19 protein-coding genes, 1 pseudogene and 1 riboswitch are annotated in these 22,949 nt (G+C 71.7%); of the genes and pseudogenes, 10 read left to right on the forward strand and 10 right to left on the reverse strand.

Annotation, left to right across the window (positions count from 1 at the left end):
• Positions 1-52 precede the first annotated feature (52 nt).
• On the forward strand, positions 53-1,063 hold the full coding sequence (locus E5671_RS16755; protein ID WP_160504783.1) for an LLM class F420-dependent oxidoreductase: 1,011 nt from the start codon (positions 53-55) through the stop codon (positions 1,061-1,063).
• 78 nt (positions 1,064-1,141) lie between these two features.
• On the opposite strand, the gene E5671_RS16760 is transcribed toward E5671_RS16755, so the two are convergent.
• The gene (locus tag E5671_RS16760) at positions 1,142-1,693 is read right to left on the reverse strand and encodes a hypothetical protein (RefSeq protein ID WP_336605770.1); all 552 of its coding nucleotides are present in this window, start codon (positions 1,691-1,693) and stop codon (positions 1,142-1,144) included.
• 124 nt (positions 1,694-1,817) lie between these two features.
• Here E5671_RS16760 and E5671_RS16765 point away from each other — a divergent pair, with 124 nt between their 5' ends.
• Positions 1,818-2,108, forward strand: a complete 291-nt coding sequence (locus E5671_RS16765; protein ID WP_160504784.1) for a hypothetical protein — start codon at positions 1,818-1,820, stop codon at positions 2,106-2,108.
• A gap of 33 nt (positions 2,109-2,141) precedes the next feature.
• Here the strand turns inward: E5671_RS16765 and E5671_RS16770 are convergent, their stop codons facing one another.
• The 3 genes from E5671_RS16770 to E5671_RS16780 are packed head-to-tail and all read right to left on the reverse strand — an operon-like array spanning position 2,142 to position 5,346.
• A complete protein-coding gene (locus E5671_RS16770) occupies positions 2,142-3,233 on the reverse strand; it encodes a prenyltransferase (protein WP_160504785.1) in 1,092 nt (363 codons plus the stop codon).
• Positions 3,230-3,973 (reverse strand): class I SAM-dependent methyltransferase, encoded by a 744-nt coding sequence (locus tag E5671_RS16775; protein WP_160504786.1) that lies wholly within the window; start codon positions 3,971-3,973, stop codon positions 3,230-3,232. The genes E5671_RS16770 and E5671_RS16775 overlap by 4 nt, the downstream gene beginning before the upstream one ends.
• Positions 3,973-5,346, reverse strand: a complete 1,374-nt coding sequence (locus tag E5671_RS16780) for a glycosyltransferase family 4 protein (RefSeq protein ID WP_336605771.1) — start codon at positions 5,344-5,346, stop codon at positions 3,973-3,975. Before E5671_RS16780 ends, E5671_RS16775 begins: the two co-directional genes overlap by 1 nt.
• A gap of 232 nt (positions 5,347-5,578) precedes the next feature.
• On the opposite strand from E5671_RS16780, the gene E5671_RS16785 reads away from it, so the two are divergent.
• Both E5671_RS16785 and E5671_RS47775 read left to right on the forward strand, forming a co-directional pair.
• Positions 5,579-6,214, forward strand: a complete 636-nt coding sequence (locus E5671_RS16785; protein ID WP_160504787.1) for a TetR family transcriptional regulator — start codon at positions 5,579-5,581, stop codon at positions 6,212-6,214.
• Positions 6,215-6,441: 227 nt separating this feature from the next.
• Positions 6,442-7,050, forward strand: a complete 609-nt coding sequence (locus E5671_RS47775) for a LuxR C-terminal-related transcriptional regulator (protein ID WP_443032634.1) — start codon at positions 6,442-6,444, stop codon at positions 7,048-7,050.
• A 237-nt stretch (positions 7,051-7,287) separates the two neighbouring features.
• Here the strand turns inward: E5671_RS47775 and E5671_RS47420 are convergent.
• The 6 genes and pseudogenes from E5671_RS47420 to E5671_RS16815 form a co-directional block, all read right to left on the reverse strand.
• Positions 7,288-8,790, reverse strand: a pseudogene (locus tag E5671_RS47420) (ATP-binding cassette domain-containing protein); the annotation flags it as partial.
• Complete coding sequence (locus E5671_RS16795) at positions 8,787-10,547, reverse strand: ABC transporter transmembrane domain-containing protein (RefSeq protein WP_160504789.1); 1,761 nt, start codon at positions 10,545-10,547, stop codon at positions 8,787-8,789. The pseudogene E5671_RS47420 and the gene E5671_RS16795, both read right to left, overlap by 4 nt.
• A gap of 117 nt (positions 10,548-10,664) precedes the next feature.
• Positions 10,665-10,790, reverse strand: a complete 126-nt coding sequence (locus E5671_RS16800; RefSeq protein ID WP_160504790.1) for a SapB/AmfS family lanthipeptide — start codon at positions 10,788-10,790, stop codon at positions 10,665-10,667.
• Between the two features lie 72 nt (positions 10,791-10,862).
• Positions 10,863-13,547, reverse strand: a complete 2,685-nt coding sequence (gene lanKC / locus E5671_RS16805; RefSeq protein ID WP_160504791.1) for a class III lanthionine synthetase LanKC — start codon at positions 13,545-13,547, stop codon at positions 10,863-10,865.
• Between the two features lie 205 nt (positions 13,548-13,752).
• Positions 13,753-13,986: a ferredoxin gene (locus tag E5671_RS16810; RefSeq protein WP_160504792.1), complete on the reverse strand. Its 234-nt coding sequence runs from the start codon at positions 13,984-13,986 to the stop codon at positions 13,753-13,755.
• The gene (locus tag E5671_RS16815) at positions 13,986-15,452 is read right to left on the reverse strand and encodes an aldehyde dehydrogenase (RefSeq protein WP_160504793.1); all 1,467 of its coding nucleotides are present in this window, start codon (positions 15,450-15,452) and stop codon (positions 13,986-13,988) included. The genes E5671_RS16810 and E5671_RS16815 overlap by 1 nt, the downstream gene beginning before the upstream one ends.
• Before the next feature lie 233 nt (positions 15,453-15,685).
• Between E5671_RS16815 and E5671_RS16820 the strand changes: the two genes are divergently transcribed.
• The 6 genes from E5671_RS16820 to E5671_RS16845 all read left to right on the forward strand — a co-directional run bounded on the left by E5671_RS16820 (position 15,686) and on the right by E5671_RS16845 (position 22,632).
• Complete coding sequence (locus tag E5671_RS16820; RefSeq protein ID WP_160504794.1) at positions 15,686-16,735, forward strand: MBL fold metallo-hydrolase; 1,050 nt, start codon at positions 15,686-15,688, stop codon at positions 16,733-16,735.
• A gap of 81 nt (positions 16,736-16,816) precedes the next feature.
• A riboswitch (cobalamin riboswitch) is annotated at positions 16,817-16,886 on the forward strand.
• 144 nt (positions 16,887-17,030) lie between these two features.
• On the forward strand, positions 17,031-18,251 hold the full coding sequence (locus tag E5671_RS16825) for a prenyltransferase/squalene oxidase repeat-containing protein (RefSeq protein ID WP_160504795.1): 1,221 nt from the start codon (positions 17,031-17,033) through the stop codon (positions 18,249-18,251).
• Positions 18,248-18,946, forward strand: a complete 699-nt coding sequence (locus E5671_RS16830; RefSeq protein WP_160504796.1) for an SCO2322 family protein — start codon at positions 18,248-18,250, stop codon at positions 18,944-18,946. The genes E5671_RS16825 and E5671_RS16830 overlap by 4 nt, the downstream gene beginning before the upstream one ends.
• 7 nt (positions 18,947-18,953) lie before the next feature.
• The gene (locus E5671_RS16835) at positions 18,954-20,123 is read left to right on the forward strand and encodes an energy-coupling factor transporter transmembrane component T (RefSeq protein WP_160504797.1); all 1,170 of its coding nucleotides are present in this window, start codon (positions 18,954-18,956) and stop codon (positions 20,121-20,123) included.
• Positions 20,120-21,802, forward strand: a complete 1,683-nt coding sequence (locus E5671_RS16840; protein ID WP_160504798.1) for an ABC transporter ATP-binding protein — start codon at positions 20,120-20,122, stop codon at positions 21,800-21,802. Before E5671_RS16835 ends, E5671_RS16840 begins: the two co-directional genes overlap by 4 nt.
• On the forward strand, positions 21,799-22,632 hold the full coding sequence (locus E5671_RS16845; protein ID WP_160504799.1) for an ECF transporter S component: 834 nt from the start codon (positions 21,799-21,801) through the stop codon (positions 22,630-22,632). Before E5671_RS16840 ends, E5671_RS16845 begins: the two co-directional genes overlap by 4 nt.
• The last annotated feature ends 317 nt before the right edge of the window (positions 22,633-22,949 follow it).

Genomic DNA, 22,949 nt, shown 5'->3' on the forward strand with positions numbered 1-22,949 from the left:
TCGCCACCCTGCACTGAACTGACGGGCCGTCAGAAAGGATCGGGGATCGCGTATGCGCCTGGGACTCGCACTCGGCTACTGGGGGCGCGGCCCCGACCCCGGGCACGTGGCACTCGCCCAGGAGGCCGAGCGGCTCGGATACGACTCCGTGTGGACGGCGGAGGCGTGGGGCTCCGACGCCTTCACTCCCCTGACCTGGATCGCGGCACAGACCTCAAGGATCAAGCTGGGCACGGCGGTCGCACAGATGGCGGCGCGCTCGCCGGTGACGACCGCGATGCACGCGCTGACCCTGGACCACCTGTCCGGCGGGCGGATGATGCTCGGGCTCGGGCTCTCCGGGCCACAGGTGGTGGAGGGGTGGTACGGGCGACCGTTCCCCAAGTCGCCCCTGACCGCCACGCGGGAGTACGTCGACGTGATCCGCCAGGTGCTGCGGCGGGACGGGCCGGTGGCTCTGGAGGGGCGCTTCCACTCGCACCCCTACCGAGGGCAGGACGGGAGCGGGCTCGGCAAGCCCCTGAAGCCGATCACGCATCCGCTGCGGGCCGATCTGCCGGTGCTGCTCGGCGCGGAGGGCCCGAAGAACATCGCGCAGACGGTGCGGATCGCGGACGGCTGGCTGCCGCTCTACTGGTCGCCGATGCGGGCCGACGTGTACGAGGCGTCGCTGGAGGGCGCGCGGGACGGCTTCGTGGTCGCCCCCATGGCGCGGGCGAAGGTCTGCGACGACGTTGCGGAGGGCTTGCTTCCGGTCAAGGCGATGCTGGGGTTCTATATCGGCGGAATGGGGCACTCCGCGCGAAACTTTCATGCGGATCTGATGGCGCGGATGGGGTTCGAGGCGGAGGCGCGGAGGATCCAGGAGCTGTTTCTGGCGGGGCGCCGGGAGGAGGCGGTCCTTGCCGTTCCTGATGCCTTCGCCGATGAGATCTCGCTGGTGGGGCCTCGGGAACGGATCGCGGAACGGTTGGAGCTGTGGCGCAAGGGTCCGGTCACGGATCTGCTGGTGCTGGCGCCGGACGCTCATACGCTGCGGGTGCTGGCGGAGCTGAACGGCTGAGAAATCAGCCCGTCCGGCGTTTGAGGACGAACTCGGCGAAGCCGGTGATCGACGGCGCCCAAGGCTCCGGAGCCGGACTCAGCCCTTCGCAAGCTCCCCGGCCGACGGCACCCGATCCTTCACCTCCGCCCCCGCCCCCTTCCCCGCATCCTTGACCGACTTGATGACGTCGTCGAAGGAGTTCACGACCGAGTCCGTCGACTCCCCCTTGCGGAGCTTCGAGGGGAGGTCCTTGAGGGCGTCGATCCCCGCGGTCAGGGGAGCCACCGCCTTCGCCAGCGTCGGGTCGCCCTTGGCGTTCTTCGTCGCCGCCTTCAGACGGTTGTAGGCGAGGGTTCCGGCGAGCCCCGCCTTGATCAGGGCGAACTTCCGCCCGTCCGCGCCCTTCTTGAACTTCCCCGCGCGAAAGGGCTTCACGATCCACTGGTACGTCGCCCCCGCGGCGATCCCCGCGTTCGCCACGAACCGGGTCTTCGCGAACTTCTGCTTCTGGGCGGAGCTGGTGCCCGACGGCGTGGACGAAGCGTCAGCGGTATCGTCACCGCCGCACGCGGTCGTCCCCGCGAGCAGGGTTCCGCACAGCACAGGGGCGACGAAAGACCGGCGTACGGCCGCGGCGGACAGCGACACGGGGACCTCCAGGGCCTCCAGGGGCGGACAGCTCTCCCGGCAGCCTCACCCCGCCCGGCGGGAGCCGCCACTCGGGCGAGCCCGTACGGGTTTCGGCCAGGCCGAGCCTGGTACCCGTCCTCCCATGTCCACCCGACAAGCACGTGGCAGCAGCGCAGCGAGGGTCGTCGTCATCGTCGCGGACGTGATGGCCATCATCCTCGGCCTGTGGATCCTCATGTATCTGTTGGACGCGAACCGCGCCAACGACCTCGTCCAGTTCATCCATGACGTGGCCCGCTGGCTGGCCGGCTGGTCCCATGACCTGTTCACGTTCGACGAGGCATGGGCCCGAGTCGTCTGCGGCTACGGCCTGGCGGCCCTCGTCTACGTCTTCGTCGGCCACGCCATCGCGGGACGGCTCCGCCGCTACTGAGCAACCGGAGCCACCACGCCCCCCGACCTGGCGCTACTGGCCCCCCGCGGCCGCCCCGCAGCACTCCGGCGCGAGGCCCATCGGCAGGCGTTCTCCCGAGAACACCGCGCAGGTGGCCTCGTCGCCGCCGAGTGCCGCCACCGCCAGCAGCAGGGAGCCCGCCGTCCACGTCGTCAGTTCCTCAGGCCAGATCGCCTTGTCGTCGAAGACGTAGCCCGTCCAGTAGAGGCCGGTCTCCGGGTCGCGCAGGTGCTGGATCGACTGGAGGATCTCCAGGGCGCGGTCCGATTCGCCCAACACCCAGAGGGACAGGGCGAGTTCGGCACTCTCGCCGCCCGTCACCCAGTTGTTGGGGATGACGCAGCGCACGCCCAGGTCCGGCACCACGAAGCGGTCCCAGCCCTCCTCCATGCGGGACTTGGCCTCCGCGCCCGTCAGCGCGCCGCCGAGGACCGGGTAGTACCAGTCCATCGAGTAGCGGTCCTTGTCCAGGAAGCGCTCGGGGTGGCTGCGTATCGCGTGGGCAAGGGCGCCCGTCGCCAACTCCCAGTCCGGCTGCGGTTCCTCGCGCTGCTCGGCGATCGCCAGGGCGCAGCGCAGCGCCTGGTGGATGGACGAACTGCCGGTCAGCAGCGCGTCGTTGACCGGCGTCCCGTCCTGCTCCCGCTTCCAGCCGATCTGGCCGCCCTGCTGCTGCAGCGCCAGGACGAACTCCACCGCGCCCACCACCGTCGGCCACAGGCGGTCCAGGAACGTGTCGTCGCCGGTCGAGAGGTAGTGGTGCCAGACACCCACGGCGATGTACGCGCAGAAGTTCGTCTCGCGGCCCCGGTCCGTCACGTCGTGCGGATCCCCGTCGGCGTACGCCGCGTACCAGGAACCGTCCGGATTCTGGTGCCGTGCCAGCCAGTCGTAGGCACGGGCCGCGGCCGCGTGCTCGCCCGCCGCGTCCAGGGCCATGGCGGCCTCGGTGTGGTCCCAGGGGTCGAGGTGGTGGCCGCGGAACCACGGGATCGCGCCGTCCTCGCGCTGGACCGCCAGAATCCCGCGGACTGTTCGCGTGGCCTGATCCGCCGTCAGGACGCCCGGCAGGACCAGGTGTTCCGTCCGCTCCGGGCTCGTCACGCGTCGGTCTTCGCGTCGGCCTTCGGCAGGTGCGGCTTCGTCGCGTACGCCACGAAACTCTTGCCCACGACCGGGTTGAGCAGCTGCTCCGCCACCTTCGTGGCCAGCGGTTTCTTCATGATGTCCCAGACCAGGAGCTTGTGGTACGCCCGCACCGGCAGTGCCTTGTCGTTGTCGACGCCGAACGCGCACTTCAGCCACCAGTACGGCGCGTGCAGCGCGTGCGCGTGATGCGTGCCGTACGGCTTCAGGCCCGCCTCCCGCATCCTGCCGAGCAGCTCGTCGGCCTTGTAGATGCGGATGTGACCGCCCTCGACCTCGTGGTAGGCGTCCGACAGGGCCCAGCAGATCTTCTCCGGGCCGTAGCGCGGGACCGTCACCGCGATGCGGCCGCCCGGCTTCAACACGCGGACCATCTCCGCGAGTACGCCCTTGTCGTCGGGGATGTGCTCCATCACCTCGGAGATGATCACGACGTCGAACGAGGCGTCGGGGAAGGGGAGGTTGAGCGCGTCGCCCTCCATCGCGGTGGCGGTCGCGCCCGCGGGCGCCTCGCCCGCCTCCTTCATCGCGGCGAACCACTTGGCGACCTCGCGGATCTCCTCGCCGTTCTGGTCGAGGGCCACCACCTGGGCCCCCCGCCGGTAACACTCGAAGGCGTGCCGGCCCGCGCCGCAGCCCAGGTCCAGGACGCGGTCGCCCGCGGCGAGCGGGAAGCGGGTGAAGTCGACGGTCAGCATCAGCGATGGCTCCCGGAGTACGTCGGGGTGGTGGCCGCGGGGCGGCCGGATTGCGAACCCGCGGTTCCGGCGATCGCCGCGCGGTACAGCTCTGCGGTGCCCTGGGCGGCGCGGGCCCAGGTGAATTTGGCGAGAACCCGCTCGCGGCCTGCCGCGCCGAGGCGGGCCCGCAGTTCGCGGTCGCCGAGGAGCCGGATCAGGCCCGCGGCGAGGGCGCCGGGGTCGGCGGGCCGCACCGCGATGCACGTCTCGCCGTCCGGCCCCGCGACCTCCGGGATCGCGCCGCCGGTCGTGGCGAGGAGCGGCGTCCCGGTCGCCATCGCCTCCGCCGCGGGGAGCGAGAAGCCCTCGTACAGCGAAGGGACGCAGGCGACCTCGGCCGAGCGGACGAGGTCCACCAGCTCCGCGTCGGTGATGCCCTTGACGAACTCGATGGCGCCTTCGAGGCCGTACTTCTCGATCGCCTGCGCGACAGGGCCGTCCTCGGCACGCTTGCCGACGACGACGAGGTGGGCGGCGGGGTTCTCGGCGCGGACCTTGGCCAGCGCCTCGACGAGGTAGATGAGGCCCTTGAGCGGGACGTCCGCGCTGGATGTCGTGACGATCCGGCCCGGCACCTCGGGGACCGAGGGGTCCGGCGAGAAGAGGTCGGTGTCGGCGCCGATGTGCACGACGTCGATGCGGTCCTCGCGTACGCCGAGGTGGTCGACGATCTCCTGGCGCGAGGTGCCGGAGACGGTGAGCACGGAGGGCAGCCGGCGGGCCACGCGCTTCTGCATGCGCGTGAACGCGTACCAGCGGCGTACGGACATGCGGCGCCGCCAGTCGGGCGCCGCGTCGAGGTCCAGCCGGCGGTCCACGGTGATGGGGTGATGGATCGTCGAGACGAGCGGGGCGCCGAGGTCGCCCAGCAGGCCGTAGCCGAGCGTCTGGTTGTCGTGCACGACGTCGAACTCGCCCCGCCTGGCGCGCAGATGGCGGCGGGCGCGCAGACTGAACGTCGCGGGTTCGGGGAAGCCGCCGGTCCACATCGTCGCCACTTCGAGCGCGTCGACCCAGTCGCGGTACTCGTCGCGCTTGGGCGTGCGGAAGGGGTCGGGCGAGCGGTAGAGGTCGAGGCTCGGCAGCTCGGTGAGCCTGAGGCCTTCGAGGCCCTCGTCCAGGACGGGGTAGGGCTGCGCGCCGATCACTTCGACGCTGTGGCCGAGGCGGGCCAGCTCGCGTGAGAGGTGACGTACGTAGACGCCTTGTCCCCCGCAGAACGGGTTCCCTTTGTACGTGAGGAGAGCGATGCGCAACGGACGGTCACCATCGGCGTCACCATCGGCGTACGGCCCCGTCCGGGGGCCCGCCTCCATGGCCTCAGCGGTCACTCTCGGCCCCCTTCTCCCTGCGGTTGTCCGCGAGGTTACGCCGGGACGGTAATCTAGAACAAGTTTCAGACTTGATCGTTGAATGATCGCTGATTGATCGCGGAACGAGCTTTGAATCTACCGGCAGGTAGCCGCGCTGTAAGGCCCGGATCAGGTGATTCGCGCCACGGCAGGTGCCCTGCCATGCTGGCCCACCACATCACCGGACCGGGACGACGGAACAACGGGACATATGACAGCGGAAGCCAAGGCAGCGGAAGTCGCAGCAGCTGATCCGGCGTCGCCACCCCTGACCGAACGGCAGGAGGCGCGCCGCCGCCGCATCCTGCACGCCAGCGCTCAACTCGCGAGCAGGGGCGGGTTCGACGCGGTGCAGATGCGGGAGGTCGCCGAGTCGTCGAGCGTCGCCCTCGGCACGCTGTACCGCTACTTCCCCTCCAAGGTGCATCTCCTGGTCGCCACCATGCAGGACCAGTTGCAGCACATGCACACCACGATCCGCAAGCGCCCGCCCGCGGGTGACACGCCCGCCGAGCGGTGCGCCGAGACGCTGATGCGGGCCTTCCGCGCCCTGCAGCGCGAGCCGCATCTCGCGGACGCCATGGTCAGGGCACTGACCTTCGCCGACCGCTCCGTGAGCCCCGAGGTGGACACGGTCTCGCGGCTGACCACGGCGATCATCCTGGACGCGATGGGCCTGGAGGACGCGCCGACCCCCGAGCAGCTCTCGGCGGTCCGGGTCATCGAGCACACCTGGCACTCGGCGCTGATCACCTGGCTCTCGGGGCGGGCGTCGATCGCGCAGGTCAAGATCGACATCGAGATGGTGTGCCGTCTGATCGACCTGACGACCCCCGAGACCGCGTAGCCCTCACACGCCCCCCGAGAGCACACATTCCCCGGGGCGGCGCCCTCCGCAACCCCTGAATCGGTGCACGGGGGGCGCACGTCTGCCTGGCAATTGCGCCCCTGAGCCTCTCCTGGTCCCGCTTGGCCAGATCTCGCGGCCGTACGAGCGGTCGGCGCCGCTATGAATGGTCTACGTGCTGAATGAAGCAACCGGGAACCGACAGCGGGAAACTCGAGGAGCGAAACGTGATCCGGGCACTTCTCGTGCACGATGCCTGTCTGCTGAGATCGGCTCTGGCGGAACGCCTCGCCCGTGAGCCGGATCTGGAGGTGTTCCATGCACCGTGGCACGACGCCCGCGACCGTGTGGGTGCGGTGCGTCCCGACGTCTGCGTGGTCGACCCCGACGGCGACACGGCGTACGCCTCCGCCGAGTTCGGGGAGCAGTCCCATCCGGTGAACGGCGGCCTCGGCTGCCCGCTCCTCGTCCTGGTGTCCGGCAGCCGGCCGGGGCTGCTGCGGCGCTGCATGGAGGCAGGCGCCCTCGGCTACGTGGACAAGGCGAGCCCGCCGGACCGGCTCCTCGCCGGGATCAGGCAGGTGGCGGCCGGGCAGCGGTTCGTGGACGAATCGCTGGGGTACGGTTTCCTGAAGGCGGCTCAGATGCCGCTGACGCAACGGGAGTTACTGGTGCTCTCACTGGCCGCCGGTGGCGCGCCCGTCGCCGAGATCGCGCACCGCCTGCACCTGACCAACGGGACGGTGCGCAACTACATGGCCGCGATCACCCGAAAGACCGGGGCCCGCAACAGGATCGACGCCATACGGATCTCGCGCGGGGAGGGCTGGGTGTGAAGTGACGTTCGCGGGGCCCCAGTTGCCGCTCAACTCGCGGTAGAGCGAGGAGCGTTCGAGCAGCTCATCGTGGCGGCCGCACAGGGTGTGCGTGCCGTCCATCACCAGGATCCGGTCGGCGCGGCGGGCCGAGCTGATGCGGTGGGCGATCACCACGAGGGTGCCGCCGGGCCGCGCCGCGAACGCCCGCTCGGCGCGGGCCTCCGCCACCGGGTCGAGGTGGCAGGTGGCCTCGTCGAGCAGGGCGAGGGGCGCGTACGAGAGGTAGGCGCGGGTCAGCGCGATGAGCTGTCGCTCGCCCGCGGAGAGCGCGGCGGGGTCGACCGGGGCGGTGAGCCCCCCGAGCCGCTCGATCACCCCGCTGAGCCCGACTGCCCGCGCGGCGGCCAGCAACTCCGCGTCGCTGACGGTGTCGGCCCGCAGATACTCCAGGTTCTGCCGCACCGTGCCGCTGAAGACGTACGCCTCCTGCGGGATCAGCACCCGTTGCTGTATCGCTTCTTGGGAGCGGGACGGCACCCCGTGCACCCGCGCCTCGCCCTCGCCCGGCTCCAGGAGCCCCGCGACCAGCGCGGCCAGCGTGGACTTGCCGATCCCGCTCGGCCCCACCACCGCGAGGTGCCCGCCCCGCGGAACGACCAGATCGAGCCCTTTCAGCACCGGCTCCGCACCGGGGCCGTAGGCGAAGGTGAGGGAGGAGACCTCCAGGGCCGGGGCGTCGGAGGACGGCACGGGCGCCGGGTCGCCCGAGGCCGGGAATCGCGGGGCCGGCGCCTCGACCATCAGCCGGCGCAGGACGACGACCAGCCGTGAGCCGCTCGCGCCCAGGCCGTACACCAGGTTCTGCAGGGCGGGCAGCAGGGATTGGCTGACATAAGCGAGCGCCCCGACCAGCGCGCCGGGCGTCACGCCCCGGGTCAGCAGCCAGGGGGCGGTCACGAGGATGAGCAGCAACGGGAGTTGGCCCCCGACCCCCAGGGCAACAACCCGAAGCACCCCCCAGCGGGCCAGGTTGCGGGCCGCCCGGTACTCCGCGGCGACCAGCTCGCCCGCCGCGTCGCCGACGGCCCGCTCGACGCCTGCGGCCGTGACGTCCCGCAGCCCCGGCGCCACCACGGCGAGGTTGCCGGACACAGCCTCATCGGCGACCAGGAACGCCTCCTGCCGCTGGGCCAGCGGACGCAGCGTGGCGACGAACAGCCCCACGCCCAGGACGAGCGGCGGGGCGACGACGAGCAGCAGCGCCGGAGCCAGCGTGAACAGCCCGATCAGCGCACCGGCCGCGGTGAACAGGAAGGAACGCGACACCATGACCAGCCCCGCGAAGGTGTCGCGGGCTATCTCCACCTGCTGCGTGAGCCGCGAAACCGCGCCTCCGTCCGCGTCGCGCACCCCCCGTTCGACCACGCGCTTCACCAGCACGTCCCGGACGGGTTCAACGAGTTCGGCGACGGCCACGTACACCCGGTTCGTGCCGTACGCCCCGACGAGGACGGCGAGCGCGGCGAGTGCCAGCCACCCGAGACCGGTGCTCTGCCGCCCCGCGAGAAAGCCGTCGTCGAGGGCGCGCGCGAGGGCGTAGCCCATGAGGAAGGTCTGCCCGGTCTCCAGTACGGACCAGATCGTCAGACGCAGGAGCACCCGGGGGCGGCGCCGCAGGAAGCGGAGACCTCGGCGGTACGTTCCCGGGCCCGGGCCCTCCGCATCACCGGACACGCCCGCCGGGGTCGCCACGTTCATGCGTCCTCCCTGTCGTCGGCGGCTTCACCGGCGAACACGGCACGGTACGAGGGGGTTCGCCACAGCACCGCATGCGGCCCCAGCGCGCGGATCCGGCCGCCGTCGAGCCAGGCCACCGTGTCGGCACGGGCCGCCGTGGTGGCGCGGTGGGCGACGACCAGGCGGGTGGTGGCCGGGGTGTGGCGGAGCAGGGCGTCGGAGATCTCGCGTTCAGTGATCGTGTCGAGGCTGGACATGGCGTCGTCCAGGATCAGTAGTCGCCCACCGTGGGCGAACGCCCTGGCCAGACCTAGCCGTTGGACCTCGCCGCCGGAGAGCGGGGCGTCCCCGCAGGCGGTTTCGTACCCCTGGGGGAGCCGTCGTACGAAACCGTCGGCGCGGGCCGCGCGGGCGGCGCGTACGACGTCGTCCCGTACGTACGTCTCGGCGCCGAGGGCGATGGTCCCGCCCAGCGTGGAGCCGAGCAGTGCCGGCCTCTCGAAGGCGTAGCCGATCTCCCGGCGCAGGGCGGCGTGGGTCAGTTCGGGCAGCGGTACGCCGTCGAGGAGGACCGTCCCCGCGTCGGGCTCGGCGAGGCGGCCCGCGATGGCCGCGAGGAGGGACTTGCCCGCCCCGGACACGCCGACCACGGCGAGCGTCGTCCCGGCGGGAACGGTGAGGTCGAGTCCGTCGAGGACAGGTCGTCCGTCGCGGTGAGCCGTGACACCGAGCAGCTCCAACCGTCCGCCCGAGCTGGGGAGTTCGGCCTCTCCGTGCTTCGGTGCGGGCTCGTCCATGACCTCACCGAGGCGCTGCCCGGCGACCCTGGCGCGGACAAGGCCCGCCAGGTGGCCGACCAGGACGCCGACGCCGGTCGCCAGCGCGGCATAGCGGGAGGTGGCCAGTAACTCGCCCACGGTCAGGCGGTGTTGCAGGACCAGATGGCCCGCCGTCGCCAGGACCGCGATCTGGAGCAGCGGCGCGATGGCCACCGCGCCGCCGCTCGCCCGGCCCTGGACCCGCCACATGCGGTGCCCCTGCACGGACAGCTCGGGCAGCGGCTGCAGGATGCGAGCGCCTTCCTTCTCCTCGGTGTGGGCGGCCGCGACGGTACGGGCACCGCCGATCGCCTCCGTCAGGCGGCCCGCGATGTCGCCCTGGATCCGCTGGTACTGCCCCACGCAGTCGGACGAGGCGCGCGCGAAGGAGCGCAGGAGAAGGGCGAGAGCAGGAGCGCCGGCCAGGAACACGACCGCCAGCCACGGGTGCAGCAGGGCCAGCGCCACGACGGCACCCAGCGGCACGACCAGCGCGGCGAGGAGCGCGGCGAGCGTCGCGGGGGCGGGCCCGGCCGCCGCGGTGTTGCCGACGAGCCGGGCGAGCAGTTCGCCGGGGACGAAGCGGGCGGTGGTCCGGGGGCCGACGTCGAGGACGTGCCGGATGAGCCGAAGGCGCAGCCAGGCCGTGGTGCGGGCGTTGGTGGTGCCGGTGAGGACTTCCACGCAGGAGCCCAGGAGGGTGAGGCCGCCGAGCAGGGCCGCGGTGATCAGGAGCCAGCGGCCGACCTCACCTCCGAGCGAGTCGGTGACTCCGGCGGAGTGCGCGGTGAAGATCGCGTCCAGCGTGCGGCCGAGCGTGTACGGCAGCAGCAGACTGGCTCCCGCCGATGCGACGGTGAGCAGACACAGGGTCACACAGCGCCCGGCACTGCGCCGGGTCGCGGCGCGCAGCAGCCGGTCACCGGAGCGCTTGGTGAACGAATCGGGAGAAGTCGCCATGCAGGTCCGGGCCTCGTGTCCGTGACGAAGATTTCGGCGGTGATCCGCGGCGGGAAGGCATCCGGGCGGTCTCTTCCCAGGGGAAGAGACCGCCCGTGCCTTGTGTCGCCGTCAGTCCTAGCAGGTGATGACGCTGAGACCGCTGTCGCCACAGAGCAGCAGACTCGCGTAGCTCACGCCACCACCGCCGCCGCCGCCGGTCATCTCATCGGCTTCCAGGCTCTGCAGATCCAAGAGTGCCATGGTGTTTCCTTTCGTAGATACCTTGTGGAGACGGGGTGTTACCGCGAACTCCGACACGTGGTCGGAGCCGATTCAGGGCCGCCTCAGCGGCGGCAGGAACGGCAGGTGCGCGCGGGTGTCGTCACCCAGTGCCGCGCCGAGGGCGAGCAGGCACCCTGCCGTTCCGGTGGTGAGGTCCATGGAGAGGCGCATCATCTGGTTGCCGGGGAAGGCGAGTTGTCCCTGGTAGGACATCGCGTACCAGCCCATTGCCCCGATCTGCGAGGTCAGTTGGGCCTGGGTCACGCCCGGTGCCGTGGTGCGGGCCAGATGCATGATCATTCCGGCGCGGCCCGCGAAGAGCCCCGGCTGGACGTAGAAGCGGCTGGTCGAGGCGAGCAGGATGCGGGCCCGCGCGTCCTCGAAGGCCTCGTCCTTTCCGTGCTCGAGCCAGTCGTCGATGACCATGCCGATGCCCACGGTGCCGTCCGCGAGATACGGCATGGTGCGCCAGCCCTCGTCGACCTGGAGGCTGCCGTCCTTCTGGATCACACAGCGTTCCAGGTCGAGGCGGAGTGCGTCCGCTGCCCGTTCGAGCAGGTGGGGTTCGCCCGTGCGCTCGTAGAGGCGCAGCAGGAAGAGCGCGGAGCCGGTCATGCCGCGTCGCAGTCCGGCATGCCGTCGTGCCTGGTCCGCGTGGCCGGAACCGGAGGCTGCCGCGATCCGGTCGCAGACGATCTGGGCGGCCTCCCCGGCCCGTTCCGCCAGGCCGGTCTCCCCGGTGGTGCGCGCGAGTTGGTCGAGCACCAGGCCGAGTCCGGGGATGCCGTCGTACAGCTGCGAGGACAGCTGCCGCCACTTTTCGCCCAGTACGCCGTCGAGGAGATCGAGGGCGCGCTGTGTGTGTCCGAGGCGGTCCAGGACGTACGCGACGCCCGCGAGCCCGTCGTAGAGACCGAGCGGGGTGCCGTGGGACACCGGGTCCGTGCGGTCGAGCAGCCAGCGCTCGCCCTGCTCATAGCGTTCGGCACCGGTCTCGGCGAGGGCGTACAGGACCCCCGCGGCACCATGGCCGAGGCCGAGTCCGCCGCCGTCGGTGAACTGGGCGATGTCTCCGGGGAAGAGCCGGTCGTCGCGCTCCGGGGTGGCTGAGGCGAGGATCGCCTTGACCATCGAGTCACGGCTGTACGGCCAGTCGCCGGGGTCCACGAGCGGTGTGACGGTGGCCGCGGGGGCGGGCCCTCCCCGGCCGGAGGCCCGGGTGGCGTCGGGTGCTTCCGCGTCGGCCGCCGCCCCCGCATCCGGTATTGCCGCGGCGGCCGACACCTCGTGCCCGCCGCGCGTGATCTCGGCGACGGCTTCGTCCAGGAACTCCCTCGGCACCGCGGGGAATTCGGTCGCGATGATCTCGGCGAGATGGGCCGCCTTGCCGCGGTCCACGACGAACAGTGTGGTGACCGGAAGGAACAGCGCGAGCCTCAGACAGGCCAGCGCGTAGCGGTCGACGTCGGTCCCGGTGCGGCCCGGCGGGGCCATGAAGCCCGGGTGGGCGACGACCTGCCGTCCGCGCTCCTCGACGGGCGCGGCCGCCTCGAAGTCGAGGAGAGCCACCGACTGTTCGTCCGGTGCCACCATGATGTTGAACATGTGCAGGTCGTTGAAGACGATCCCGCGCTCGTGCACCGCCGCCACCGCGTCCTCGACGGCACGGTGCATGCGTAGCGCCCAAGCCGTGTACGAAGCCACCGCGTCCGGCGTGGGCTCCTGGGTGACCAGCGGATGGCGCTCGGCGAAGAACGAGTTGAGGGTGCGCCCCTCGAGGAAGTCCATGACGAGGAACCGGTGGTCGCCGAGGGTGAACCAGTCCCGTACCTCGGGTGCGAGCCCGAGGCCCGAGAGCCGTTCAAGGGCGGCTTTCTCGCGCTCCAGGCGGGCGACGGCATCGGCTCCGTCGGAGGCCAGGCCGGCGTGTGGGCGGCCCTCCTTGAGGACGACCTTGCGCTCGTCACGGGTGTCGCGGCCCTGGTAGACACCGCCGCCGTTGGAGAAGTGCAACGCCTTCTCGAAGCGGTAGGGCAGGTCGGCGACGGTCGTCGTGTTGCGCGCCGCGAGCTGCGGTTCCAGGAAGGCGGGCAGGGTCACCCAGGAGGGGACCTTGAAGGCCGGGTCTCTGGGGTCGGGCACCAGCTTGCCCGTGCCGTCCTTGATGGCGGGGACCAGTGTGCCCCGCTCATCGGCGACGAAGCGGCGGGTGAAGGCGCCGTAGCGCACATAGAGCGGGCCGTCCTGCCAGCGCAGATCGGTGAGAACGTACGGCCCGTCCAGGCCGCGCAGCAGCTCCCCCAGATCCTCCAGGGTGCTGCGCAACTGTCCTGCGCCGTCCGGGTAGATGGTGGCGAACTTCCCGCTGCTGTCGCGGCCCGCGTACTTGCTGTTGCGCAGGTGCAGCAAACGTGGAGCGGGTACGAACTTGAAGGGGATCATGCGCTCGACGCAGTAGTCCCAGACGGTGGCCGCGACGCGGTCCGCGTTGTCCAGGGTCGCGGAGGCGTGGATCTTCCAGCCCTGTTCGGGCGCGGGCCGGGGTGTCCCGTCCTCGTCCAGAGGTATCAGAGAGAGCCAGTCGGCGTGCCGTCCCGAGCGCCAGCCGTGCGGGACGGAGCGCCCCGCCGTCTCGAACTGTGCGGCGGCGCCGGGCCCTCCCGCGGCGGACAAGCGGTCCGGAGTCTCGTAGAAGTGACTGTCCGTCAGACAGTAGACCTCGTACCGCTTGTCCACGCTGTCCCCTCCCCAAGTGGTCTGGGTCTGAACAGTTCCAGGCCGCAAAGGGGACGGACAGTCACGGATGTCATCGATCAGCCATGCGGAACGCATGGGTAAAGTCCTGTTCCCACCCGTTCGAGCGCACATAAAGGGCACAAGACGCACGGAATCTGCTTGGGCGGCGTAACGAAAGTAAATCCGTCGGCCGGACGACGCATGTTCAGTCCTCCGGCGGGAAGACGATTTCCCCGCTGCCGGACAACGTGATGGTGATCGCCTCGACCGGGCACCCCTCGGCCGCTTCGAGCACCTTCTCGTTGGCGTCGGTCTCGGGGTCCTCGGGGTGCGACTGGCGGGCGGAGTCGAGTGCGAAGCCGCCCGGCGCCGTGATCACGCACATCCCGGAGCCGATGCAGACCGACCGGTCCACCTCGACGTGCCAGCGGTCACCCATCAGGCACCCGCCTCGCCATAGCCGGCCGGGAGGTGGATCATCTTGTGCTCGAAGTACTCGCCGTACCCCTCGGGCCCGAACTCCCGCCCGAGACCGGAGTTCTTGTAGCCGCCGAACGGACCGAGCATGTCGAGGCTGAAGGTGTTCACCGAGTACGTCCCGGTGCGCACCCGCCGCGCGATGTCGATGCCGCGCTCCGTGTCCGCCGTCCATACGCTGCCGCTGAGCCCGTAGTCCGAGTCGTTGGCGATCTTCACGGCCTCGCTCTCGTCGCCGTACGGAAGAAGGCAGATGACCGGGCCGAAGATCTCCTCGCGGGCGATGCGCATCGAGTTGTCCACGCCGCCGAAGAGCGTCGGCTCGACGTACCAGCCCTCGTCGAGTCCGGCCGGACGCCCGCCGCCCGTAAGGATCTTGGCGCCTTCCTCCTGGCCGATGCGGATGTAGTCGAGCGAGCGCTGCTGCTGGCGCTTGGCGACCAGCGGGCCCAATTCCGTCGCCGGGTCGAGCGGGTCGCCGACCTTGAGCGCGGAGGCCGCGGCGGCGAAGGCCTCGGCGAACTCCTCGTAGCGCGAGCGCGGCACGAGGATGCGGGTCTGGGCCACGCACGCCTGGCCGTTGATCATCCAGGCGAAGGGGACGATGCCTGCGACCGCCGCCGAGGCGTCCGCGTCCGGCAGGATCACCGCGGCCGACTTGCCGCCCAACTCCAGGGTCACGCGCGTGAGATTGCGGGCGGCGACCTCCATGACGCGCTTGCCCGCGCCGACGGAACCGGTGAAGGACACCTTGTCGACGCCGGGGTGCCCGACGAGGTACTCGCTCACCTCGCGGTCCGCCGAGATGATCGAGAGCACGCCCTGCGGAAGCCCCGCCTCGGTGGCGATCTCGGCGAGTATGTACGCGTCGAGCGGCGTCTCGGGCGAGGTCTTGAGGATCACCGGGCACCCGGCGAGCAGCGCGGGCGCGAGCTTGGCCGCGGCGGTGAACTGCGGGACGTTCCACGGGACCACGGCCGCCACGACACCGACCGGCTCGCGGCGCACGAGGATCTTGCCGAGGACTCCGTCGCGCGCCTCTTCGTACGTGAAGTTCTTCGCGACGGTGAGCGCCGAGTCCCAGACCATCATCGCGGCGAGGGCCTGGACCATCACGCTCGCTGTGTACGGGGTGCCGTTCTGGGTGCTGATGACGCGGGCGATCTCCTCGTGCCGTACGGCGAACGCGTCCTTGATCCTGGTGATGACCTCGATCCGCTCGTCGAGCGTCATCCGGGGCCAGGGGCCCTCGTCGAACGCCTTGCGCGCGGTGGCGACGGCCCGGTCGACATCGGCGGGCGCGGCGTGCGGCACCCGCGCGAAGACCTGGCCGGTGTGCGGCGAGGTCACCTCGATCACGTCCTTGCCGAGGGGATCCACCAACTCCCCGCCGATGAAAAGCTGTCCGTGTTCCACGAGCTCGGTCATGGCTGACTGCCTCCTGCGGGATTCCGCCGTGTGCGGCACGCTTTCTGACACAGTTTCAGAACTCACTGATGCAGAACTGATACCAGTTCTAGTTCCAGGAGTCCACGGCGGAGTCCGGCGGAGAATGTGACCGGCGCCTCACTTACGACCGGCCCGTCCAAGTGCCCTGACGAATCGGTCGACTTGGGCGATCATTGGAACTAGTTCTAGTTACGGAGAGATGAGGGCGCCCCATGACGCAGGTGACCGATCCGCAGGTGACCGAGCACGGCGGGGGCGTGTGGAGCATCAAGGTCCCGATCCCCGACAATCCTCTGGGCTTCACCCTCGTGCACCTCCTGGACACCGACAGCGGTCCGGTCCTCATCGACACGGGGTGGGACGACCCCACGTCCTGGGACGCCCTCGCCTCGGGCCTCGCCGCCTGCGGCACCTCCGTCGAGGCGGTGCACGGCGTCGTCATCACCCACCACCACCCCGACCACCACGGCCTCTCCGCCAAGGTCCGCGAGGCATCGGGCGCGTGGATCGCGATGCACGAGGCGGACGCGTCGGTCGTACGCCGCACACGGACCGGGCCGCCAGTGCGCTGGTTCGACTACATGGTGGAGAAGCTGACGGCCGCGGGCGCCCCCGCCGAGCACATCGCCCCGCTCGTCGCGGCCCGCGACGCGGGCCGCGCACCCCGGCTGCCAGGACTCGCCGCCGCGCTCCCCGACCGCGACATCACGCCGGGCGAGCTGCTCGAACTGCCGGGGCGCAGGCTCCGCGCGATCTGGACCCCCGGCCACACCCCGGGCCACGTCTGCCTGCACCTGGAGGAGGAGCACCCGGCACAACTGCCCGGCCACGGCCGTCTGTTCTCCGGCGACCATCTGCTCCCCGGGATCACCCCGCACATCGGCCTGTACGAGGACCCCGACGACGAGACCATCACCGATCCCCTCGGCGACTACCTCGACTCCCTGGAGCGCGTCGGCCGCCTCGGCCCCGCCGAGGTCCTTCCGGCCCACCAGTACGCGTTCACCGACGCCCCGGCCCGCGTGCGGGAGATCCTGGCCCACCACGAGGAGCGCCTCACCGACCTGCTCGCCCTCCTCGCCGAGCCCCTCACGCCCTGGCAGCTCGCCGAGCAGATGGAGTGGAACCGCCCCTGGGCCGAGATCCGCTACGGCTCGCGGAACATCGCGGTCTCCGAGGCGGAGGCCCATGTGCGGCGCCTGGTGAAGCTGGGGCGCGCGGAGGCGGTGGGCAGCGATCCGGTGCGGTACCGCGCGGTGTGACCTACGGCCGGGGGTGGGCGCCCCGGGCCGCTTCCCCTACGGGCCGGTAGAGTGGCCCCCGTCGTCATCATGCCCGTACGGGGGGAAGCCGGTGCGAATCCGGCGCTGACCCGCAGCCGTGAACCGCATCCGCCGGTAAGCCGGAATGCCCGGTACGGAGCATGACCGGCTCGCTTCATCGGGGCCCCCGATGAACGGCACCGTCGAGGTATACGGAGCCGGAGCCGCCCGGAGCCCGTGCCCGCTACGTGCCCGTGCTGCCCCGCTCCCCGCAGGGAGAGGCACCCGCCGCATCATGAACGTTCGCCGCAGCGCAGCGGTCCTGGCCGCCGTCGCCGTGTTCGGTTCGGCCGCCGCCCCGGCCGCCTTCGCGGACACCGCGAAGCCGTCGCCCTCCGCAGCTCTTCCCTCCGCCCTGTACGGCGACGCCGACCCCAAGTTCGACGGGGTGTTCCGGCAGTCGTACGCCCTGCTCGCCCAGGATTCGGCCGGCGTGAAGCCCGCCGCGAAGTCCGTCGACTGGCTCACAGGACAGCAGTGCGCGAGCGGCGGCTTCGCCGCGTACCGCGCCGACGCGGGCGAGCCGTGCGACTCCAAGACGATGTTCGACAGCAACGCGACGGCGTCCGCCGTGCAGGCGCTCGCCGCGCTCGGCGGTCAGAAGAAGGCGGTCGACAAGAGCGTCGGCTGGCTGAAGTCGGTGCAGAACAAGGACGGCGGCTGGGGCTACAGCCCCGGCATGGACTCCGACGCCAACTCCACCGGCATCGTGATCGGCGCGCTCACCGCGGCGGGCGAGAAGCCGCAGTCGGTGAAGTCGCAGGACGGCAAGTCGCCGCTCGACGCGCTGCCCGCGCTCTCGATGAGCTGTGCCGAGGACGGCGGCGCCTTCGGCCTCGCGGACGTCAAGTCCGGCAAGCTCTCGCCGAACGCGGACGCCACGGCTGCCGGTGTACTCGGCGCCCACGGCAAGGGCCTGGTCGTCGACGCCGCCGAGAAGAAGTCCGCCGCCCCCAAGTGCGCGAAGGCGGACACCGCCGAGCAGGCCGCGGCGAACGGCACCGGCTACCTCCTGAAGACCCTCGCCAAGGGCGACGACCACCTGATGTCGTCGATGCCGGGCGCCAAGAACATGCCCGACCTGGGCAACACCGCCGACTCCGTGCTCGCGCTCGCCGCGGCCGGCCAGCCGGAGCAGGCCAAGAAGTCGGCTCAGTGGCTGTCGAAGAACTCGGACGACTGGGCCAAGAAGTCCGGTCCCGCAGCCTACGCCCAGCTGATCTTCGCCGCCCACGCCGCGGGCATGGACCCGCGCGACTTCGGCGGCGCGGACCTGGTCAAGCAGCTGGGCGCGCAGGGTCCGGCTCCGCAGGCGACCGAACAGGCCGCCGACGAGAAGAAGGACAGCGATGACGGCGGCGGCGTGAGCATCTGGTGGATCATCGGCGTCGGCATGGTCGCCGGTATCGGCATCGGCTTCCTCTACAGCGGCAACAAGAAGAAGCAGCAGCTGTGACGCGGGGTCGCGCGCGGTGCGGACGCCTGGTGACCGGGGCGCTCCTCGCCGCCCTGTTCGGTGTCCTCGCCGCCGCCCCCGCCCAGGCCGTCGGCTACCGCTACTGGTCCTTCTGGGACCGGGACGGCTCCACGTGGGCGTACGCGAGCCAGGGGCCGAGCACCGCCCGCCCCGACGACGGGGCCGTCCAGGGCTTCCGGTTCTCCGTGTCCGACGACTCGCAGGACTCCGCGAAGCCGCGCGGCGCCGCGGACTTCGACACGATCTGCGCCAAGACCCCCGCCAAGGACGACCGCAAGCGGATCGCCCTGGTCATCGACTTCGGCACGCCGGGTGACGCCCCCGGCGGCGAGACCCCGCCGAAGCCGCGTACCGCCTGCGCGCAGGTCGCGGACGACGCGACGAGCGCGGACGCGCTCGCCGCGGTCGCCAAGCCCCTGCGCTACGACAGCAACGCGCTCCTGTGCGCCATCGCGGACTACCCGAAGTCGGGCTGCGGGGAGCAGGTCTCGGGCAACGGGCGCTCCGAGGACTCGGGGAAGAAGCCGACGGCGAGCGAGTCCGGCGAGTCCGCCGAGTCCGCCGAGAAGAAGGACGACTCCGGTGGTCCCTCCGTCGGCCTGATCGCGGGCGTGGCCGCCATCGCCCTGCTCGGCGCCGCCGCCGTCTGGCAGGCACGCCGCCGACGCGGCTGACCGCACGATGACCGATCTCCCGAGCACCGCTCCCGGTGCGCTGCGGCGGCGTCTGGCCCCCCAAGCGCACCGGAGCAACGCGCTGCACCCGGGCGCCTGGTGGGTGTGGGCGCTCGGGCTCGGCGTCGCGGCGTCCCGCACCACCAACCCCCTGCTGCTCGGTCTCCTGATCGGGGTCGCGGGCTATGTCGTCGCTGCCCGCCGGACGTCGGCGCCATGGGCACGGTCGTACGGCGCCTTCGTGAAGCTGGGTCTCTTCGTGATCGCGATCCGGCTCGTCTTCGCCGTCGTCCTCGGCTCCCCGATCCCCGGTTCGCATGTCATCGTGACGCTCCCCGAAGTGCCGCTGCCCGACTGGGCGAAGGGCGTGCGGATCGGGGGCCGGGTGACGGCCGAGGGGCTGCTCTTCGCGCTCTACGACGGGGTGCGCCTCGCGGGGCTCCTCATCTGCGTCGGCGCCGCCAACGCCCTCGCCAGCCCGGCGCGGCTGCTCAAGTCGCTGCCGGGCGCGCTGTACGAGGTGGGGGTCGCCATCGTCGTGGCGATGACGTTCGCGCCGAACCTGATCATGGATGTGCAGCGCCTTCGTGCCGCGCGGCGCCTTCGTGGGCGCGCCGACAAGGGCATCCGGGGGCTGCTCCAGGTCGGGCTCCCTGTCCTTGAGGGCGCGTTGGAGCGGTCGGTCGCCCTGGCCGCCGCGATGGACGCGCGCGGGTTCGGCCGCAGCGCGCCGGTACCCGCCGGGGTGCGCAGGGCGACGGCGTTCCTGACGCTCGGCGGCCTGATGGGCGTCTGCGCGGGTACGTACGGCCTGCTCTCCGCGGACGGCACGGGCTACGGTCTGCCGGTCCTGGCCGCCGGTCTCGTCGCCGCCCTCGCGGGACTGCGCCTCGGCGGCCGGCGCTCCGTCCGCACCCGCTACCGCCCCGACCCGTGGGGCGTGCGCGCCTGGCTCGTCGCGGGGTCCGGCATCGCGGTGGCGGCCCTGATGATCTGGGCCGCCTCGTACGACGCCTCCGCCCTGCACCCCGGAGTCGTCCCCCTGACGGCACCGACGCTGCCGCTGTGGCCCGCGGCCGCCGTGCTCGTCGGCCTTCTGCCCGCTTTCGTGGCGCCGGTGCCGGCCGATTCCGCCGCCCCCGCTTCCGCCCGCGTACGTACCAAGGAGCCCTCATGATCCGCTTCGAGGATGTCTCCGTGACGTACGAAGGGGTCGCCGAGCCCACCGTGCGCGGGGTCGATCTCGCCGTGCCCGAGGGCGAGTTGGTGCTTCTCGTCGGGCCTTCCGGGGTCGGCAAGTCGACGCTGCTCGGCACGGTGAGCGGGCTCGTGCCGCACTTCACCGGGGGCACGCTGCGGGGCCGTGTGACGGTGGCGGGGCGCGACACCCGTACGCACAAGCCGCGTGAACTCGCCGACGTCGTCGGCACGGTGGGCCAGGATCCGCTCTCGCACTTCGTGACGGACACGGTCGAGGACGAGCTGGCGTACGGGATGGAGTCGCTCGGGATCGCGCCCGACGTGATGCGCCGCCGGGTCGAGGAGACCCTGGACCTCCTTGGCCTCGCCGATCTGCGCGACCGCCCCATCGCCACGCTCTCCGGCGGCCAGCAGCAGCGCGTCGCCATCGGGTCGGTGCTCACGCCGCACCCCGAGGTCCTCGTCCTCGACGAACCGACGTCGGCGCTCGACCCGGCCGCCGCCGAGGAGGTACTCGCCGTACTGCAGCGACTCGTGCACGACCTGGGCACGACGGTCCTGATGGCCGAGCACCGCCTGGAGCGTGTAGTGCAGTACGCGGACCAGGTGCTGCTGCTCACGGCGCCGGGCGAGCCGCCCGTCCTCGGGGATCCCGCCGAGCTGATGGCCCGCTCGCCGGTCTACCCGCCGGTGGTGGGCCTCGGCCGCATCGCGGGCTGGTCCCCGCTGCCGCTGACGGTGCGGGACGCGCGGCGCAGGGCGGGTGCGCTGCGGGAGCGTCTGGCCGGGGCCGAGCCCCGGGAGGAGGGCGAGGGAGTGGCCGTACGTCCGGCGTCGGGTCGGCCGAGCCTCTTCCGGCGTACGAAGAAGACGGATGCCCCGGAGGCACCGGCCGCCGACGTTTCCGGTCTGGCCGTCCGCCGGGGCCGGGTGGAGGCCCTGCGGCGCGTGGACCTCACCGTCCGCGCGGGAGAGACGGTGGCTCTGATGGGTCGCAACGGCGCCGGGAAGTCCACGCTCCTCTCGACCCTGGTGGGCGTGCTCGAACCGGCGTCGGGCTCGGTCCGCGTCGGCGGCGCGGTCCCGCACCGCACAGGCCCGCGCGAGCTGATCCGGCACGTGGGCCTGGTCCCCCAGGAGCCTCGGGACCTCCTCTACGCGGACACGGTGGCCGCCGAGTGCGCGGCGGCCGACCATGACGCGTCGGCCGCTCCGGGCACCTGCCGCGCGCTGGTCACCGAGCTGCTGCCGGGCATCGCGGACGATACGCACCCCCGCGACCTCTCCGAGGGCCAGCGCCTCACCCTGGCCCTGGCGATCGTCCTGACGGCCCGCCCGCCGCTGCTCCTCCTCGACGAGCCGACCCGTGGCCTCGACTACGCGGCCAAGGCCCGCCTGGTGACGCTCCTGCGCGGCCTGGCCGCCGAGGGCCACGCGATCGTCCTCGCCACGCACGACGTGGAGCTGGCGGCGGAACTGGCCCACCGGGTGGCGATCCTCGCCGACGGGGAGATCGTCGCCGACGGCCCGACCCCGGACATCGTGGTCTCGTCGCCGTCCTTCGCCCCGCAGACCACCAAGATCCTCGCGCCGCAGAAGTGGCTGACGGTGTCGGAGGTACGGGACGCGCTGGACTGCGGGGGTGGGCCCGCGTGAGCCGCGCCCCCGTCGTCCGTCAGGCCAGGCCCATCCGCCTCGGCCCGCGCTCCGTCGGCGCCCTCGCGCTCGTCAGCGCGGTCGGCGTCGTGGCCTTCGGGTGGCCGCTCATCGCGGGCGGTACGTCGGGGCTCAGCGCGCACGCCCAGGACGCGCCCTGGCTGTTCGCGGCCCTGCTTCCGCTCCTGCTCGCCGTCGTCGTGGCGACCATCGCGGACGTCGGGCTCGACGCCAAGGCCATCGCGATGCTCGGGGTGCTCGCCGCCGCCGGCGCCGCGCTGCGACCGCTGGGGGCGGGGACGGCCGGGATCGAGCCGATGTTCTTCCTCATGGTGCTCAGCGGGCGTGTGCTCGGGCCCGGGTTCGGGTTCGTGCTCGGTGCCGTGTCGATGTTCGCCTCCGCGCTGCTCACCGGTGGCGTCGGTCCGTGGATGCCGTTCCAGATGCTGTCCATGGGGTGGGTCTGCATGGGCGCGGGGATGCTGCCGGGACCCGACAGCATCCGCGGGCGCCGGGAGCTGTGGCTGCTCGCCGCCTACGGGGCCGTCTCGTCCGTCCTGTACGGCACGGTCATGAATCTGCAGGGCTGGCCCTACCTCGGCGGCCTCGCGACCGGCGTCTCCTTCGTGCCCGGCGATCCCGTCGGTGACAACCTCGGCCGCTTCATCGCGTACTGCCTTGCGACCTCCCTCGGCTGGGACCTGCCCCGCGCCGTCGTCACCGTCCTGCTGAGCCTCGCCCTCGGGCCGGCCGTCCTGAAGGCGCTGCGCCGGGCCACGCGCCGGGCCGCCTTCGAGGCCCAGGTCACATTCGAGGGTCCGAAGGCGTAGGCGGCCCCTGGCTCTCCGTTACATGGACGGCCCTTCGCGGTGAGGCGGACCACAGGACTTAGGTCCTCTACGAAGCGGGGCCGTAGATCATCCCTTCTGACGCGGACGCGTCAATACCCCTCCTGACCTGGGGATTGAGAGCCACGTCACACCAAGGACCTTTCGCCCACATGCGACAGCAACTAGTAAAAGGGGTCATTGCGGAGACGTAACAGCCCTGCTTCTCTGGATCGAGTCGCACGGCGCCGCCGGCCTCAAGGCCCAGGGCGCCGACGCATTCCCCCCGCCACACCCCCGTGGCCAACGGCGTGCCCGCG

This window comes from Streptomyces sp. BA2 (genome assembly GCF_009769735.1).
Classification (GTDB): domain Bacteria; phylum Actinomycetota; class Actinomycetes; order Streptomycetales; family Streptomycetaceae; genus Streptomyces.